Below are 17,276 nucleotides of genomic sequence, written 5' to 3' on the forward strand. Positions count from 1 at the left end.
TCTAAATATAATAATGAAATGCTAAATGTTCTGTAATTGGGTTGCGGTAAACGACACAGCGAATCCCGTACAATTCTTCAATTAATGTTTCTGTAAAAATTTCTTCCGGCGTACCGGCAGCGATAATTTCACCATTTTTCATCGCAAAAACGTAATCGCAATAAGCTGCGGCTAAATCTAAATCATGTAAAGCCGCTAAAATACCGATATTCAGGTTTTTGACGCTTTCCATCAATTCTAATTGGTAACGAATATCTAAATGATTTGTAGGCTCGTCCAAAATTAAAAATTCTGGTTGCTGTGCCAGTGCACGTGCTAAAATCACCCGTTGTTTTTCACCACCAGAAAGAGAAAGAAAGCTTTCATCACGGTAATCTGTTAAGCCCATTTCGTGTAAGGCATGTTCAACAATGTCGTAATCTTCTTGAGAATCAGTTTCTAACAAACGTTTATGAGGAGTTCGACCTAATAAAACCATTTGAAAAACCGTAAAATCAAAACTTAATTCATTAAATTGACCAACCACACTCAGTTTTTGCGCCACCTTTTTAGCAGGGGTATGCAGTAAATCCATCTCGTTATAAACAATCTTTCCTGTTGTCGGTACTAAACCTTTATAAATTGTTTTTAGCAAGGTTGATTTGCCACTCCCATTTGCACCAATGATGCCTACGAACTGATTAGTCTCCATGGAAAGAGAGAGTTGTTGAATGATATCTTTTTTCCCTAATTTGACTGACAAATTTTGTATTTCTAACATCCCTAACCTCCAAAACGATATTCTTTTTTAAGAATAATATAGATAAAAATCGGTGCGCCGATAATTGCTGTTAAGATACCAATTGGTAAATCTGTATTTGGTAATAACACACGAGACAATAAATCGGTCCAAACTAAAAATAAAGCACCTACAAATCCAGACATTGGCAATAATTTTTTATGGTCGGAACCATACACACCACGCACGATATGGGGAATAATTAAACCAACAAAACCAATCATGCCGGAGTTCGCTACAATTAGACCTGTTAGCAATGAAGCAATCACCATATAAAGCTTGCGATAGGTTGCTAAGGGAATGCCTAAGGTCACGGCCGCTTCATCACCTAAAAGCATCGTGTTTAACACTCGAAATTGGAAGGAAAAGAATACACTCACCAACATTGTGACGATAGCTAGAAGAGGTAATTTGCCCCAACTTGCGGAAGCCAAACTTCCCATCGACCAAAACGTGACTGTTTTCATTCCTTCTGCATTATTTGCTAAAAAGACAATCAAACTAGAAATTGATCCGAAAATAGAATTGATCACGGTACCTGATAAGACCAGCTTAATTGAAGTCATTTTACCGCCAAAACTAGAAAGCAAAAGAACAAAAAAAGTTGCCAATAGTGCGCCTAGAAACGCGCTAAACGATAAACTAATTTGTGAAAAAATACTAGCCGTTCCAAAGCCAACCATAATAGCAAAGGTCGCTCCCAGAGAAGCTCCAGAAGAAATTCCTAAAATATACGGATCAGCCAAAGGATTTTGGACCACCGCTTGCATGACCGTGCCACTAATCGCTAACCCACAGCCAATAAAAATGGCAGCTAAAACTCGTGGCGTACGAACAAACCAAATAATATTGATTACGGATTGATTGACATTATCAATCGAACCGAGTGCTCCGTGAGTTGTTTTATATAAAAGGATTTGCCAAATATCAGTAAACGAAATATCGGCTTGGCCATTTCCTAATGAAAACAAAATGGAAAAAATAAAAAGTGCAACGAATCCCAATGTGATAGAAAACTGCGCATTGCGTGGGAGAGTGGGTTTATTAATTGTTTTTGCTAATTGCAAAGAGTCACCTTCTGTTCTGCTTAACTTAATGAGAATTCCTTCTTTTAAATGAGAACGATTCTCATTGTCAGCTATATTAACACGCAATTTTTTATTTTTCAATCTATTTTTTTGTGAATTATTCAAATTTTCTGTTTTTTTTATTCCATCAAGATAAATATTTTCGACCATTGGCTTTTTATTTTTGAAAGAGTATCATTAAAAGAAAAGGCTTTATTTTGAAGCATTTTAAAGGAAAGGAGGAAGAAAGAATGAAAGGTCTCTTGTATTTTCTAGTCATTATCTTTGCAAACACGATTGGTTCTGTTTCAGGTATGGGCGGTGGCGTAATTATCAAACCGGTGTTGGATTTTATAGCACTGGATTCAGTGGTTGCCATTTCTTTTTATTCGACAGTCGCTGTGTTTGTCATGTCGATTGTTTCAACCTATCGCCAAGTTAAAAACGGGATGTCCATGCGTTTTGACTTAGTTAGTTGGATTTCATTAGGTGCCGTTTTGGGTGGTATTTTTGGAAATCTTTTATTTGAAGCGTTGTTGCATGTAGCAGACGAAAAGCTGGTTCAATTGCTTCAAATCATTTTGACAATAATCACCTTGCTATTTGCTTTTTTCTATTCTCGTTATGAATGGAAAAATTTTACGTTGGAGGGCATTCCTTGGTATCTTTTGTGCGGATTGATTTTAGGATTTCTTGCCAGTTTTTTAGGAATTGGTGGGGGACCGATCAATGTATCAGTTTTGATGTTAATGTTTGCAATGCCGATTAAAGATGCAACAGTGTATTCGATTTGTACGATTTTCTTTTCACAGCTTTCTAAATTAGTCACGATTGCTTCGTCGACAGGTTTCGCGAGATATGATTTAACCATGCTGTGGTTTGTTGTGCCAGCAGCTATTTTAGGTGGTTTATTGGGCGCAAGAGCGAGTCGCATGTTTTCTGCCAAAAAGGTGACGATTATCTTTCAAGGAATTATTTTATGTGTTTTATTAATTAACATTTATAACGCAAGTCGTTTATTTTAATAAAAATAATATTATTTTTTCACAAAGTTAAAATAAATGCGCAAAGAAAGCACTTTTTTAAGCCTATTTATTGCAATTCCGCAAAAAAGGAATATCATTGATAATGAAGAAGTGTGAGTGAACGATTTAGGGAAAAAATTACTGAGAAACGATTATTTTTTAAAGAAATTATTAGCAAGAGTAATTTGTAACAAATTACGTAATTTTAGTACTATTTCATGGGTTCACGCACAGATTTAATTATCTTTATTTTGATTAAAATAAAGAAGAGGAGGAATCATTATGGATATTGTTACATTAGCTCGAATCCAGTTTGCGATGACAACTGTATTCCACTATTTCTTTGTACCCTTTTCTATCGGTACAGGATTAGTTGTTGCAATTATGGAAACTCTCTATGTGACGAAAAAAGATGAATTTTACAAAAAAATGGCGAAATTTTGGGGAAATATATTCTTACTGAGTTTTGCAGTAGGGGTAGTGACAGGACTTATTCAAGAATTCCAATTTGGCATGAACTGGTCAGAATATTCTCGTTTTATGGGAGACATTTTTGGTGCACCATTAGCCGTGGAAGCCTTACTTGCTTTCTTCTTGGAATCAACATTCTTAGGTTTGTGGATGTTTACTTGGGATAAAGTTAGCCCTAAATTACACGTTGTTTTTATGTGGTTGGTTTTCGTAGGGTCAATGATGTCAGCATTCTGGATTTTAGTTGCCAATAGTTTCATGCAACATCCAGTAGGTTATACAATCAACAATGGTCGTGCGGAAATGAATGATTTCGTGGCCTTAGTTACTAATCCGAAAGTAATGTATGAGTTCTCTCATGTTATTGCAGGGGCGATTACGTTAGGTGGGATTGCTGTGGCTGGGATGGCGGCTTTTCGTTTATTGAAGAAAAACAGCTTAACAGAGCTTAGTCGTACCGTATATCAAAAATCATTACGTGTCGGTTTATGGGTCGGTTTAGTTGGTTCAGTTGCGGTATTAGCAGCAGGAGACTTCCAAATGAAAGCAATGTTGGAAACACAACCAATGAAATTTGCAGCAGCAGAAGGATTGTATGAAGATTCAGAAGATCCCGCAGCCTGGACGCTAGTTGCATGGATGAATGAAAAAGAAAAAGAACGTGTCTTTGGTATTGAAGTACCGTATATTTTAAGTATTTTATCTTATCATGAATTATCAGGTTCAGTAGATGGAATGAACACCATCAATGAACGATTAATTGAAGAATATGGAGAAAGAAATTACTTCCCACCAGTTAATGCTTTATTCTGGAACTTCCGCGTAATGGCAGGGTTTGGGATGTTAATGTTGATGGTCTCAATAGTTGGCTTATTCTTCACACGGAAGAAGAAACCAATTCTCTACGAAAAGCCGTGGATGCTTTGGATTGTGGCATTGACTACTTTTGCACCATTCTTAGCAAATACAGCTGGTTGGTTATTAACAGAGTTAGGTCGTTATCCTTGGACTGCTTACGGATTATTTACAATTGAAGAAAGTGTGTCACCAAACGTTTCAGCAACATCCTTACTCATTTCAAATATTTCGTACTTTACGTTATTTACTATTCTAGGTTCTATTATGGTGTATTTAGTTGTTCGTACATTGAAAAAAGGACCCGATGCATTAGAAGCTGCAGAACATGAAGAACCTACAATCGATCCATTTGCAGGAGGTGCTTTTAATGAGTAATCTACAATTATTTTGGTACATTTTAATTGGTGTCTTGTTTGCAGGCTTCTTCTTCCTCGAAGGATTTGACTTTGGGGTTGGGATGTCTGTGAAAACACTAGCACACAATGAAAAAGAAGAAGATCAATTGATTGAAACAATTGGACCGGTTTGGGATGGAAATGAAGTGTGGTTAGTTACTGCAGGAGGCGCAATGTTTGCATCGTTTCCATACTGGTATGCGTCGCTATTTAGTGGTTATTATCTGATTTTGTTACTCGTATTAGTCGGTTTAATTATTCGTGGAGTATCGTTTGAATTCCGTCACCACATGCCAGCTGACAAACGTTGGATTTGGGGCTGGACATTAAGTATTGGGAGTTTAATTGTGCCATTTTGTTTTGGCTTACTTTTCACTAGTTTAGTGCAAGGTATGCCGATTAATGCCAACGGTGATTTAAGTGCAACCTTTACGGATTACGTTAATCCTCTTTCAATTGTAGGTGGGGTAGCATTAACCTTATTATCTTATTTACATGGATTAAACTATATTTCATTAAAAACAACTGGACCAATTCGTACGCGTGCGCGTAACTATGCCCAAGCGTTATATGGAGTTGCGTATGTTGGACTTGCGGCTTTTGCAATCTTGTTGTACTTTAACACTGATTTCTTTGAAGTTCGTTTGACATCAACAGTTATCTTCCTAGCGTTAATGGTTATTTTAACAGTTGTCGCAAACTTAGCCTTGTTTAAAGGAAAAGAAAAAACAGCTTTCCTTGCAAGTGGTTTAACATTGGTGTCACTAGTGGCATTGTTATTTACAGGGTTGTTCCCTCGTTTGATTATTAGTTCAATTAGTCCAGAATACGATTTATTAATTGAAAATGCCTCTTCTTCACCATATACGTTAAAAATTATGAGCTTTGTAGCAATTGGCTTATTACCATTTGTTTTAGGTTATACAATTTGGTCATATTATATCTTTAGAAAACGTATTAAACACACAAATGTAGCGGGGTACTAATCTTATGATGGACAAAGCGATTCTCGGTTTGCCCAATATTCGAAAAATTATGGGGATGCTTGCAGGGCTTTCAGCCTTGCAAGCCCTCTTTATAATTGGGCAAGCTTATACATTAGCAACAGTTATCACGAATTTATGGAGTGGCGAAAAAATCACCGATCAATATTTGATGATTGGTGCTTTTGCTGTGATTTATTTTGCACGCCATGGTGTGACTTTTTTACGTGATAAATTATTGGATCATTATTCAGCTGAACAAGCGAGTTATTTGCGTCAGCAGTTATTAGAAAAAATCTTCCGTGTTGGGCCCCAAATTGTCCAAAAACAAGGAACAGGAAATATGACTACCATGGCGTTAGACGGAATTGGTAAAGTTGAAAATTATATTCACTTGATTTTAGCAAAAATGATGAATATGACGATTATTCCTTGGCCAATTTTGGCAGTGGTGTTCTTTTTAGATATTGAATCGGGAGTTGTCTTGTTGTTGGTTTTCCCATTAATTATTATTTTTATGATTATTTTAGGATACGCCGCACAAGCCAAAGCCGATCGACAATACAAAGCTTTTCAAATTTTATCCAATCATTTTATCGATTCTTTGCGAGGAATTGATACATTGAAGATGTTTGGTTTGAGTAAAAAATATGGCAAAAGTATTTTTAAAACAAGTGAGCAATTTCGTAAGGCAACAATGAGTACCTTACGTATTGGGATTTTATCAACCTTTGCGTTAGATTTCTTTACGACGTTATCAGTGGCGATTGTGGCGGTATTGTTAGGGCTACGTTTAATTGAAGGTGGCATTTTATTGTTTCCAGCATTAACGGTTTTAATTTTATCACCAGAATATTTCTTACCAGTACGTGATTTTGCAAGTGACTATCATGCAACGTTAGATGGAAAAAATGCGATGACAGCTATTCGTGAAATTTTAGAAGATCCTGAAATTGAAGGCGAACAAGTTGCTGTGGCAACCTGGTCTAACAAATCCACCTTGGCATTAACCGATGTCAAAGTAGCTTATGAGGAACAAGAAGCATTAGCAGTGGATTATCAAGTGAAGGGCTTTAAAAAAATTGGAATTATCGGCATGAGTGGTTCTGGCAAATCAACGTTTATCAATACGTTGAGTGGTTTTTTACAACCAACTTCTGGAGAGATTATGCTGGATGGTCAATCAGTGAACAACTTTGCACAACAAGATTGGCAAAAACAAATGATTTATATTCCACAAAATCCTTACGTTTTCCAAACATCTTTACGTGAAAATATTGCCTTTTATACACCAGAAGCAACGGAAGAAGAGATTTTAGAAGCAGTGCATGTCGCTGGGTTATCTGAATTGGTTGCCGAATTACCAGATGGTTTGAATACGCAATTAGGTGGTGGTGCGCGAGCATTAAGCGGTGGACAAGCACAGCGAATTGCAGTAGCACGAGCATTCTTAGATAAAGAACGTAAAATTTTCTTGCTGGATGAACCAACCGCCCATTTGGATATTGAAACTGAGGTAGAATTAAAAGAGCGCATGTTGCCTTTAATGGATAACCGTTTAGTCTTTTTTGCAACCCATCGTTTGCATTGGATGCATCAAATGGATGAAATTATTGTTATCGAAAAAGGACAAGTTGTAGAAATAGGAAGTTTTGCAGAGTTAACGGCACAAAAGGGTCATTTTTACGCCCTCACGCAACAAATGAGGAGGGAAGAGCATGCATAATATTCCTCTATTTAAAGCTTTCAAAAAAGATACTTGGGTGAAACCATTTTTGAAAAAATACAAAAAAGCGTTAGTTCTTGCGTTAGTTTTAGGTTTTCTAACCTTTTTCTCTGCGGGAGCATTAATGTTTAACTCAGGTTATTTGATTAGTCGTGCAGCATCGTTGCCGGAAAATATTTTGATGATTTATGTACCGATTGTTTTCACACGAGGCTTTGGTGTTAGTCGACCAGTTTTTCGTTACGTAGAACGTTTAGTTAGTCATAACTGGGTGTTGAGAATGACCTCAGAATTACGTTTGAAGCTGTATACCACATTAGAAAAAGATGCTATTTTCTTTAAACGTAACTACCGAATGGGAGATATTTTAGGGTTATTAGCAGAAGATATTAACCATATTCAAAATTTGTATTTACGTACGATTTTTCCAACAGTCATTGCATGGATTTTGTATGCTTTCTTGATTATTGGTTTAGGTTATTTTTCTTGGTGGTTTGCTTTAGTGATGGCATTGATGTTGTTTATTGTTACATTCTTGCTGCCGTTGTGGTCAGTTTTAGTGAATGGTGCACGACAAGAAAAAGAAAAACAATTGAAAAATGCCTTATATACAGATTTAACTGATAATGTTTTAGGGATTTCAGATTGGATCTTCAGTCAACGTGGACAAGAATATGTGCAATTACATGAAGAATCAGAAGCTGGACTTTTAAATGTACAAGATAAGTTGCGCCGATTTAATCGTCGTCGTAATTTATTGTTACAAAGTGTCTTTGGTCTCATCGTTGTGTTACTCATCTTTTGGACAAGTCAACAATTTGTCGGTGACCATGGAGGCGCAGCGAACTGGATTGCAGCCTTTGTTTTATGTGTGTTCCCGCTAGTTGATGCCTTTGCAGTGTTACCTGATGCAGCGCAAGAAACGAATATTTATAAAGATTCGTTGGAACGATTAAACAATTTACCTGATAAAACAGATAGTGAACCAGTCACCAAGCTAAATGGTCCATTGGATATTGAGGTGCAAGCTCTTTCGTTTCGTTATGAACAGGGGACACGTCAAGTTTTAGATCACTTGAGTTTGACAATTCCTCAAGGGGAAAAAATTGCGATTCTTGGACGTAGCGGTTCAGGAAAAAGTACCCTAGCTACGTTAATTCGTGGCGATTTGATTCCAAATAGTGGAAAGTTAACGTTAGCTGGTGTAGAAACCTATCGCTTAGGAGATACGATTTCAGATTATATTGGGGTCATCCAGCAAGCACCGTATTTATTCCATACGACGATTTTGAATAATTTACGCATTGGTAATGAACAGGCAACCGTAGAAGAGGTGTGGGAAGTTCTTGAACGAGTTGGCTTAAAAGAGTTAGTTGCAAACTTACCAGCTGGTTTGGATACAATGGTAGATGAAGCAGGCTTACGTTTTTCTGGTGGTGAACGTCACCGGATGGCATTAGCGCGTATCTTATTAAAAGATACACCGATTGTTTTATTAGATGAACCAACTGTAGGTCTAGACCCAATTACCGAACAAGCGTTAATTGATACCTTCTTTGGAGAATTAGCTGGGAAAACAGTTATTTGGATTACGCATCATCTACAAGGCATTGAGAAGATGCAACGAGTTATCTTCATTGAAGATGGTCAATTAGAAATGAGCGGTTCTCCTCAAGAACTCGCCAAAACGAATGTCCGTTATCAAAAACTTAAAGCAATTGATGATGGTCGTTAACATGAAAAGATAAAACATCCGAACAATAGAGGCAAGACTTGTGATTTAGCAGTCGTAAATTAACAAGTCGCCTATTGCTCGGATGTTTTTGTATTTATTTAATTTCTTTTTTGATTAGTTGTATTCAGCATATTTGAAAATGGTTGAAGCACCAAAGCTTGGGTAATAAATCCCTGTTAGGTGTTCATTAATCAATAATGCACGTGATTGTTGGTATAGTGGTACGATTGCTGAATCTTTTTCGACTAGAATTTTTTCAGCTTCAACCATCGCATCCCAACGTACGCTTAAATCATTGGCATAATCATTTTCAATTTTATCTAACAAATCATTGTATTCTTTACTTTCATAATTCGTGTTGTTTGGTGAACGTAAGCTTGCTAGGTAAGTCATTGGATCTTGATAGTCTGGTCCCCAACGTCCAATTGCTAATTCGTATTCGCTGTTACGTGTAAGTTCAATCGAGTTGTTTAATGGTACAGCTTTAATTTCAACTTTTAGACCAGGTAGAGCATCTTCTAGTTGATATTGGATGAATTCAGCAACTTTTTTCTCAGCATCGGTATCTGAAGTTAGCATTTCAATTTGGATGTTATCACCAATTGCTTTTTTAGCTGCATCCCAATGTTCTAACGCTTTGTCTTTATCCGTTTCCATCAAGTTCCCTGCATCTTCACGGAAGTCAGCGCCCGTTTCTGGATTGTAAACAAATCCTTTTGGAATGTAACCATAACTTGCAACGGAACCATCAGCCAATACATCATTAATCAATGATTCTTTATCAAGCGCGTAAGCTAAGGCTTTACGAACATCACTGTTGGCAAAAATCGTATCTTTACCATCAATTTTTTGGTTCATTTTAAAGTAATAAACACGAGACATCGGTGCAGTGTGCATCAATGGATTGTCTTGATTTTGTTTGACATATTCTCCAAAGATTTCCGCCATATCTAATTGATCATCTTCAAATAAGTTAAAGGCAGTAACCGCTTCTTTGACTACATCTACATGGATTTTTTCGATTTTTACTTTATCTGCATCGTAATATTCAGGATTTTTAACCAGGTCCCATTTCATTGATGATTGATCCCAATTTTCAATGTTAAAAGCACCATTTGATAAAATTTGTTCGCTTGAATTACCGTATTCTTTCCCTTGTTGTTCAACAAATTCTTGATTTTGCGGGAAGAAGGCTGGGAATGTCAATAGTGACGTGAAGTAAGGTACCGGTTTTTCCAATTGTACTTTTAATTCTTTTTCATTCACTGCTTCGACACCTAACTCGGTTGGTGACATGCCATCATTAATGATTTGTGTTCCGTTTAAAATTGTACCTTCTAATAAGAATAGATAGTTTGCTTGGTTCGCTGGGTCAGCTAAACGTTGCCATGCATAGACAAAATCATCTGCAGTCACATCTTCTCCGTTACTCCATTTTGCATCATCACGTAATTGAATAGTATAGGTTTTTCCGTCTTCTGAAATTTCAGGAAGTTCTTTGGCAACTGCCGGAACAACCTCATTCTGATCGTTGATTTGATACAAGCCTTCAAAAACGTGAACCTGTGCATTAATACTTCCTGTATCTTGAGTTACTAAAGTATTCATCGAAGCAATTTCATTTGCTTCCATTAAATTAACTACTTTTTCTTCACCAGCTGCTTCGCCGGAATCATCTGTTTGTTTGCCTGTTGTACAAGCTGCTAGTGAGCCGACCATCAGCAAACTAGCGAATAACCAAATCGCCTTTTTTTTCATTTTTGTTTCCTCCTTATAATAATGTAAAATCTACTAAAGACATTTCCCAATCAAGTTCATTGTAGCGGAACCCTCGTTGACTGCTCTCGAATTCTCCGCGTTGATTGTCAATTGGATCGCCACGTAATTGTTTTTTACTAATCGTGAAATCTGTCTGTATGTCATCATTTGCTGGCATCCGGAAAATATCTAAGTTTCCAAAGTAATATTTCCAGCGCGATTCATTATTTCCTCGGTATGCGCTTCCTCCAAATGACGCATCGGCATATACCCATCCAACAGTCGGCAGATAAAATTTTGCCCAGTCATGACAGCCTTGTGTATATTCTGATATATAGATACCAGACTCCCATTTAGCCGGAATTCCTGCCATGCGACTTAACGTAATAAATAAAATGGCTTGCACACCACAATCACCTTTTTGATTCATCGCACAAAATTCACTGATATTTGGAATCGTATAATATTCACGCATAAAGGAATAATTCACTTGCGTAGTCACAAATTCGTAAATTTTGAAGGCTTTTTCGACAAGTGTCATGTCTTCTGTAGTGATTTCTGCTAATAAAGTTTTCAAGAAATCGGTAAACATAATATGTGGACTTTTTTCTTGTAATGCGTCTTGGTATTGTAACTTTTCATGTTCAGATAATTTTTTTGGAAAGGATTTATCTTCCATTAAAGCAAATAAATCATGATAGACTGCTTCAATTTCATATTCATGAACCACTTCAAAGAATAATTGTTCTGGATCATCAGTCTGAAAAGCAATCGTTCGTTGAATCGCTGTTTCATCATCAATATGGACGACATTCCCTTTTGTTTCAATAATTTTTGTGTGATGAATATTGCCGTTGCTACGAGGTAAAGGTAAGTGGGCTAAAAAAGGCCCTTCTACTTTACTTAGCGTTTCTTTGGGAGCAATCGATTGTTTGAAACGAATCCGCGCAGTGCGTTTTTGGGCTTGTTTCATTAAATCAACATTGTCATCTAGCTCTGTTTGTCGTTCGTTATCAATAGTATTTCCTTCTTCATAACGGTAACGCTCGTAATAATCACGGCGCGTTTTGACTAAATTCTCGATAAAACGACGATGATAATATTTTTGTCCGTTTTTATACGTCCATTCGACATCCGCAGAAACAACGATATCTTCTAATTCCTGTGTATCAAAATCTTCAAAAGCATCAGCCATCAAACGTAAGGCTTCTTGCTCATCAAATGGGAATTGATCGGCTTCTAAAACGGAAAGAATGGCTAATTCACCTTCTAAGCGACGTTTTAAAGTCTGACTAGTTTCTTTTTTTGCGAGTTTATGCTCGATTAATTTTTTTGCTAAAGCGGTATCGCCATAGTCTTTCGCACGTTGAATATCTTCTGGAATCGGGGTAGATAGATAAGATATTTCGTTTAGCTCAAATGATTCCATAAAAAAACCTCCTAATAATTTTGTTACAATTGAATCCCTAAGCCAGCGGGACTCGCACTTAAATCAATAACTGGCACAGGGGTAGTAGCAATAACACCTGAATAGTTTAATTGATTCAAAGCAAATGTTGCATCTAAATCAGCAAAGCGAATAATTGGCTGTGCTGCGGCTAAATGAGCAGCTGCGGCGACACTGATATTTGTCTCGCCACTCATACAACCAATCATGCACGCAACACCTGCACTTTCACAAGTTGCCGCAATTTTTAATGCGGGGTAAATTCCCCCACATTTCATTAACTTGATATTGACGTAATCAACCACATCTTTTTTAACTAATAAAAAGGCGTCTTGTGGCACAAACGCACTTTCGTCAGACATAATGTTTTCGGTTACATGGTCACGCACAAATTTTAACCCATCGATATTTTTAGCAGCAACAGGTTGTTCAATAAATGCAATATTGTACGGACTGATTCGTTCAATCGCACGCACAGCTTCTTTAGGTGTCCAGCCTTGGTTAGCATCCACACGGAGTTGAACGTCTGGTCCTACCGCTTTTCGAATAGCGATGATTCGTTCAACATCTTCAATTGGATCAACACCCACTTTAATTTTTATGGCTTCAAATCCTAAGTCGACATATTTTTTAGCTTCAGCTGCCATCACAGCAGGTGTGTCAATACTAATTGTCATATCCGTTTGTACAAAGTCACTATGTCCGCCAAGCAATTTATACAATGGTAAGTTTGCAGTTTTTCCTAAAATATCGTAGCAAGCAATATCAATTGCTGCTTTGGCGGCACCATTTCCTAGCATTGCTCGGTTCATGATTTCATGAATTTTAGCGATGTTTAGAGGATTTTCGCCAATTAATTTTTGTGTCAGCAGTTCTAACGCTGCTGTACAACTTTTTAATGTTTCACCAGTGACGAACGTTTCGGGAGCTGCTTCGCCCAGTCCGACGATGCCCTCATCCGTAGTGATTTTGACAAAAATATTGTCTGCTTGAGTAATCGTTCCTAAGGCAATCGTAAATGGTTTTTTCAACGCAATGGATTGTGTTTGGAAGTCAATACTAACAATTTTCATGTTGACTCCTCCTAATATCAAAATAATAACTAAGAGTATAACATATATTTATTAAATTGACAGAAAATTTCGTCAATTATCAAAAATTATTTTTATCACATATAATTAATAGGTTCATTTTAAATCTCCTTGTTTAAATGATAATATAAGGAAGGGGGAGCGGTGAGAATGTTTGAATTATTTATTTTAATGATGGAACGTGTAGGATTAATTATTTTATTAGCTTTTTTATTGGTCAATGTGTCTTATTTTAAAAAGATTTTATTGAGTAGAGAAACCATTCATTCTAAAATTCGATTGGTACTTATTTTTGGTGTTTTTGCTATTATTTCTAATTTTACAGGGATTGAGATTACGGCTAATCAGATTATTCCAAGCAATGTTTTAACGTATTTGAGTAGCGATGCGTCAATTGCCAATACACGAACCTTAGTCATTGGTGTGTCTGGTTTAATAGGGGGACCATTTGTTGGGGGAGCGGTTGGTTTAATTGCGGGGATTCACCGAGTGATTCAAGGAGCAGGAACGGGACTATTTTATATTCCAGCTTCCTTGCTTGTTGGTATTTTATCCGGAATTCTTGGGAAAAAATTGACAAAAGATTATCAATTTCCCAAAGCCACACAAGCAGCAATGGTGGGTATTATTATGGAAGTTATTCAAATGCTCTTTATTTTATTTTTTAGTGGTAGTTTCATGGATGGGGTGATGCTGGTACGTTTAATTGCGTTGCCAATGATTTTATTAAACAGCGTGGGAACCTTTATTTTTCTATCTATTTTAACCACAACATTAAAGCAAGAAGAACAAGCAAAAGCTGTGCAAACGCATGATGTCTTAGAACTAGCTGCCGAAACGTTGCCTTATTTTCGGGAAGGGCTTAATGAGCATTCGTGTCAGAAAGTCGCTCGTATCATTCAACATTATACGAAAGTTAGCGCTATTAGCATGACAGACAATCATCAAATTTTGGCACATGTTGGCGCTGGTGATGACCACCACATTCCTGAGCTTGAAGTGATTACGGAGTTGTCAAAAGAAGTCTTACGAACTGGCAAGATGACAATTGCTCATTCTAAAGCAGAGGTAGGTTGTTCTCATCCTGATTGTCCCCTGCAAGCGGCTATTGTCATTCCGCTATTATCGCATCAAAAAATTGTTGGTACATTAAAAATGTATTTCACGGATCCAACACATTTAACACACGTGGAAGAACAATTAGCAGAAGGCTTAGGAACGATTTTTTCTTCACAAATCGAGTTAGGAGAAGCTGAACTGCAATCGAAATTATTAAAAGAAGCTGAAATTAAAAGTTTACAAGCACAAGTCAATCCGCACTTCTTCTTCAATGCAATCAATACAATTTCTGCACTGATGCGTAAAGACAGTGAGCATGCACGACGTTTGTTATTACAATTAAGCACGTATTTTAGAGGGAATTTACAAGGTGCGGTACAAACCACGATTCCTTTAGAGCAAGAACTTGATCAGGTGAGTGCGTATTTGTCTTTAGAACAGGCTCGTTTTCCAGACCGTTATCAAGTAGAATTTGATATTGAAACAGGAACAGACGAGTATTATGTACCTCCATATGCCATTCAAGTACTGGTAGAAAATACAATCCGACATGCGTTTGGCAATCGAAAAACGAATAATCATGTAAAGGTCGTTGTTCGTAAAATTGAAAAAAATTTGATTATTGATGTTTGGGACAATGGCATTGGTATTCCCGAAGATAGACGTGTATTATTAGGTAGAGAACCAGTGAAATCTGAAAAAGGAACTGGAACCGCATTGGAAAATTTGGCACGACGCATTGAAAATCTTTATGGTGGCGATGGAAAATTTCAAATTGAAAATCGTCCAACTGGTGGCAGTCATGCGCGTTTAGCAGTTCCAATTAGAGACCCGAGGTGAGAAATAAATGCACGTATTAATTGTGGATGATGAACCGTTAGCACGTGAAGAATTAAGTTACTTAGTGCTGCAACATCCAAAAATTACCTCTACGGCAGAAGCAGAATCTGTCGAAGAAGCAATGGCAGAAATGATGGACCAAAAACCTGATATTATCTTCTTAGATATTCATTTAACAAATGAAAGTGGATTTGAACTGGCAGAAAAACTAACTCATTTAAAAAAAGCGCCGTATTTAATTTTTGCGACAGCGTATGATGCTTATGCGCTCCAAGCTTTTCAAGTAAATGCGAAAGATTATCTGTTAAAGCCATTTGAAGAAAAGAAAATTCATCAAGCCTTGGATAAAGCAATGAAAGAAATCACTCCGCAACACGTTGTCGCAACATCCAAATTTGAAGCCATTCCGATTCAAGGGAATGACCGTATTTATTTAGTTGCGCCGGAAGACATCTATTTAATCTCTGTCGAGGAAAGACAATTAAATATTGAAACCAGAGAACAACATTATCAAATGACCGGCACATTAAATAAAATTGAACAAAAACTGCCGTCTGAATTATTTTTGAAAACGCATCGTAGTTTTATTTTAAATCGTACCAAAATTCAAGAGATTCAACCGTGGTTCAATCATACACTTCAAGTGATTTTGGAAAATGGTTCGCGGGTTCCTGTCAGTCGTTCGTATGTGAAAATTTTTAGAGAGCAAGTCGGTTTGGAGTAATGAAAAGCAGGTCTATTTAGGTAGACTTGTTTTTTTGTGCAAGTGAGGAGGTTATTTTTGCATTTCATGTTGGATTTCGTGCAACTCGTGAAATTTTGCATCCAAAAATTCGTTTCCATTCTATACTAAACATGTAGAAAACAAGAGGAGATGGGATTTATGGAAAAGAAAGTATATTCATTTTTACAACAAGCCTTTATTTTTGCATTGATTATGTTAATTGCCAATGGTTTAACTAAAATCATGCCGATTCCCGTACCTGCATCAGTAATTGGAATGATTTTACTTTTTGTAGGATTATGTACCAAGATTATTAAATTAGAACAAGTAGAAGATTTGAGTAATTCGTTATCGCGAGTCATTACTTTCTTATTTGTACCTTCTGGAATTTCGTTAATTAATTCATTGGATATTATGAAACAATATGGTTTTCAAATTCTGTTTGTCATCCTAGTCGCAACCTTAGCATTATTAGCTTCTACAGGTTGGACAGGCGCGTTCTTATTACACATTAAAGATAATCGAACGACTGAAAAAACAGAAAAACACGTTCCTACAGAGCATAAAGGAGGCGTGTCATTATGAGTCCATACGTAGGTATTATCATTTCATTTGTTGTGTTTGGGATTGGAAGTTGGGCATTTAAAACAAGCAAAGGATTTTTCTTATTTACGCCTTTATTTGTTGCGATGATTTTAGGTGTTCTAACTTTGAAAGTCACTGGCATCAGCTACGAACAATATAATGAAGGGGGGAAATTTATCAGTTTCTTTTTAGAACCAGCAACCGTTGCGTTTGCGATTCCTTTGTATAAAAAAAGAGATGTCTTGAAGAAATACTGGATTGAAATTTTAACAGCATTAACAATCGGTTCATTTGGTTCATTAATTGCGGTAGTACTTGCAGGAAAATTGATTCAAATGAATCCAAGTATTATTGCTTCTATTTTACCCCAAGCGGCAACAACAGCAATTGCCGTACCGATTTCTGAATCAGTTGGTGGTGTGGCTTCAATCACTGCATTTACAGTTATCTTTAATGGCGTATTGACGTACGCATTAGGTCGCATAGCATTGAAGTGGTTCCATATCCAGCATCCGGTTGCCAAAGGATTAGCATTAGGTGCAGCAGGCCATGCCCTTGGTGTAGCAGTAGGATTAGAAATGGGCGAAACCGAAGCAGCAATGGCAAGTATTTCAGTTGTGGTTGTTGGCGTAATTACAGTTATTGTCGTACCCGTATTTGCGACATTGATTGGGATATAAAAAAACCAAATGATTACTCTTGAATACAAGGGAAATCATTTGGTTTTTTTTAGT

General features: G+C 36.9%; 14 protein-coding genes. 9 read left to right on the top strand and 5 right to left on the bottom strand.

Annotated features, from left to right (window positions below; genetic code table 11):
* Position 1: 1 nt before the first annotated feature.
* Positions 2-760, bottom strand: a complete 759-nt coding sequence (locus DOK78_RS02515) for an ABC transporter ATP-binding protein (protein WP_207941981.1) — start codon at positions 758-760, stop codon at positions 2-4.
* A gap of 2 nt (positions 761-762) precedes the next feature.
* The gene (locus DOK78_RS02520; RefSeq protein ID WP_207941982.1) at positions 763-1,845 is read right to left on the bottom strand and encodes a FecCD family ABC transporter permease; all 1,083 of its coding nucleotides are present in this window, start codon (positions 1,843-1,845) and stop codon (positions 763-765) included.
* 251 nt (positions 1,846-2,096) lie between these two features.
* On the opposite strand from DOK78_RS02520, the gene DOK78_RS02525 reads away from it, so the two are divergent.
* The 5 genes from DOK78_RS02525 to cydC all read left to right on the top strand — a co-directional run bounded on the left by DOK78_RS02525 (position 2,097) and on the right by cydC (position 9,038).
* Entirely contained in the window at positions 2,097-2,870 is a 774-nt protein-coding gene (locus DOK78_RS02525) for a sulfite exporter TauE/SafE family protein (protein WP_207941983.1), read from the top strand.
* Positions 2,871-3,149: 279 nt separating this feature from the next.
* Positions 3,150-4,574, top strand: a complete 1,425-nt coding sequence (locus DOK78_RS02530; RefSeq protein ID WP_207942044.1) for a cytochrome ubiquinol oxidase subunit I — start codon at positions 3,150-3,152, stop codon at positions 4,572-4,574.
* Positions 4,567-5,580: a cytochrome d ubiquinol oxidase subunit II gene (gene cydB, locus DOK78_RS02535; RefSeq protein ID WP_207941984.1), complete on the top strand. Its 1,014-nt coding sequence runs from the start codon at positions 4,567-4,569 to the stop codon at positions 5,578-5,580. Before DOK78_RS02530 ends, cydB begins: the two co-directional genes overlap by 8 nt.
* 4 nt (positions 5,581-5,584) lie before the next feature.
* Positions 5,585-7,303, top strand: coding sequence for a thiol reductant ABC exporter subunit CydD (gene cydD / locus DOK78_RS02540; protein ID WP_207941985.1), 1,719 nt, complete (start codon positions 5,585-5,587; stop codon positions 7,301-7,303).
* Positions 7,296-9,038 carry a thiol reductant ABC exporter subunit CydC gene (gene cydC, locus DOK78_RS02545; RefSeq protein ID WP_207941986.1) on the top strand — a complete coding sequence of 581 codons (1,743 nt, stop codon included), beginning with the start codon at positions 7,296-7,298 and terminating at the stop codon, positions 9,036-9,038. Before cydD ends, cydC begins: the two co-directional genes overlap by 8 nt.
* 114 nt (positions 9,039-9,152) lie before the next feature.
* On the opposite strand, the gene DOK78_RS02550 is transcribed toward cydC, so the two are convergent.
* The 3 genes from DOK78_RS02550 to DOK78_RS02560 are packed head-to-tail and all read right to left on the bottom strand — an operon-like array spanning position 9,153 to position 13,316.
* Positions 9,153-10,796, bottom strand: coding sequence for a peptide ABC transporter substrate-binding protein (locus tag DOK78_RS02550; RefSeq protein WP_207941987.1), 1,644 nt, complete (start codon positions 10,794-10,796; stop codon positions 9,153-9,155).
* Positions 10,797-10,809: 13 nt separating this feature from the next.
* Positions 10,810-12,225 carry a transglutaminase-like domain-containing protein gene (locus DOK78_RS02555; RefSeq protein ID WP_207941988.1) on the bottom strand — a complete coding sequence of 472 codons (1,416 nt, stop codon included), beginning with the start codon at positions 12,223-12,225 and terminating at the stop codon, positions 10,810-10,812.
* A gap of 23 nt (positions 12,226-12,248) precedes the next feature.
* Complete coding sequence (locus DOK78_RS02560) at positions 12,249-13,316, bottom strand: dipeptide epimerase (RefSeq protein ID WP_207941989.1); 1,068 nt, start codon at positions 13,314-13,316, stop codon at positions 12,249-12,251.
* A gap of 168 nt (positions 13,317-13,484) precedes the next feature.
* On the opposite strand from DOK78_RS02560, the gene DOK78_RS02565 reads away from it, so the two are divergent.
* From DOK78_RS02565 to lrgB, 4 genes are all read left to right on the top strand, one after another.
* Positions 13,485-15,233 carry a sensor histidine kinase gene (locus DOK78_RS02565; RefSeq protein WP_207941990.1) on the top strand — a complete coding sequence of 583 codons (1,749 nt, stop codon included), beginning with the start codon at positions 13,485-13,487 and terminating at the stop codon, positions 15,231-15,233.
* Between the two features lie 7 nt (positions 15,234-15,240).
* Positions 15,241-15,957 carry a LytR/AlgR family response regulator transcription factor gene (locus DOK78_RS02570; protein WP_207941991.1) on the top strand — a complete coding sequence of 239 codons (717 nt, stop codon included), beginning with the start codon at positions 15,241-15,243 and terminating at the stop codon, positions 15,955-15,957.
* A 159-nt stretch (positions 15,958-16,116) separates the two neighbouring features.
* Positions 16,117-16,542, top strand: a complete 426-nt coding sequence (gene lrgA / locus DOK78_RS02575) for an antiholin-like murein hydrolase modulator LrgA (RefSeq protein WP_207941992.1) — start codon at positions 16,117-16,119, stop codon at positions 16,540-16,542.
* Positions 16,539-17,222, top strand: coding sequence for an antiholin-like protein LrgB (lrgB, locus tag DOK78_RS02580; protein WP_207941993.1), 684 nt, complete (start codon positions 16,539-16,541; stop codon positions 17,220-17,222). The genes lrgA and lrgB overlap by 4 nt, the downstream gene beginning before the upstream one ends.
* Positions 17,223-17,276 lie beyond the last annotated feature (54 nt).

This window comes from Enterococcus sp. DIV2402, assembly GCF_017426705.2.
GTDB classification, from domain to species: domain Bacteria; phylum Bacillota; class Bacilli; order Lactobacillales; family Enterococcaceae; genus Enterococcus_F; species Enterococcus_F lowellii.

Bases quoted from the DNA above. Each gene is read 5' to 3' on its own strand.
- DOK78_RS02515 (WP_207941981.1), bottom strand. From the start codon at position 760: ATGTTAGAAATACAAAATTTGTCAGTCAAATTAGGGAAAAAAGATATC.
- cydD (WP_207941985.1), top strand. From the start codon at position 5,585: ATGATGGACAAAGCGATTCTCGGTTTGCCCAATATTCGAAAAATTATG.
- cydB (WP_207941984.1), top strand. From the start codon at position 4,567: ATGAGTAATCTACAATTATTTTGGTACATTTTAATTGGTGTCTTGTTT.
- DOK78_RS02550 (WP_207941987.1), bottom strand. From the start codon at position 10,796: ATGAAAAAAAAGGCGATTTGGTTATTCGCTAGTTTGCTGATGGTCGGC.
- DOK78_RS02565 (WP_207941990.1), top strand. From the start codon at position 13,485: ATGTTTGAATTATTTATTTTAATGATGGAACGTGTAGGATTAATTATT.
- DOK78_RS02525 (WP_207941983.1), top strand. From the start codon at position 2,097: ATGAAAGGTCTCTTGTATTTTCTAGTCATTATCTTTGCAAACACGATT.
- DOK78_RS02560 (WP_207941989.1), bottom strand. From the start codon at position 13,316: ATGAAAATTGTTAGTATTGACTTCCAAACACAATCCATTGCGTTGAAA.
- cydC (WP_207941986.1), top strand. From the start codon at position 7,296: ATGCATAATATTCCTCTATTTAAAGCTTTCAAAAAAGATACTTGGGTG.
- lrgB (WP_207941993.1), top strand. From the start codon at position 16,539: ATGAGTCCATACGTAGGTATTATCATTTCATTTGTTGTGTTTGGGATT.
- DOK78_RS02570 (WP_207941991.1), top strand. From the start codon at position 15,241: ATGCACGTATTAATTGTGGATGATGAACCGTTAGCACGTGAAGAATTA.
- lrgA (WP_207941992.1), top strand. From the start codon at position 16,117: ATGGAAAAGAAAGTATATTCATTTTTACAACAAGCCTTTATTTTTGCA.
- DOK78_RS02555 (WP_207941988.1), bottom strand. From the start codon at position 12,225: ATGGAATCATTTGAGCTAAACGAAATATCTTATCTATCTACCCCGATT.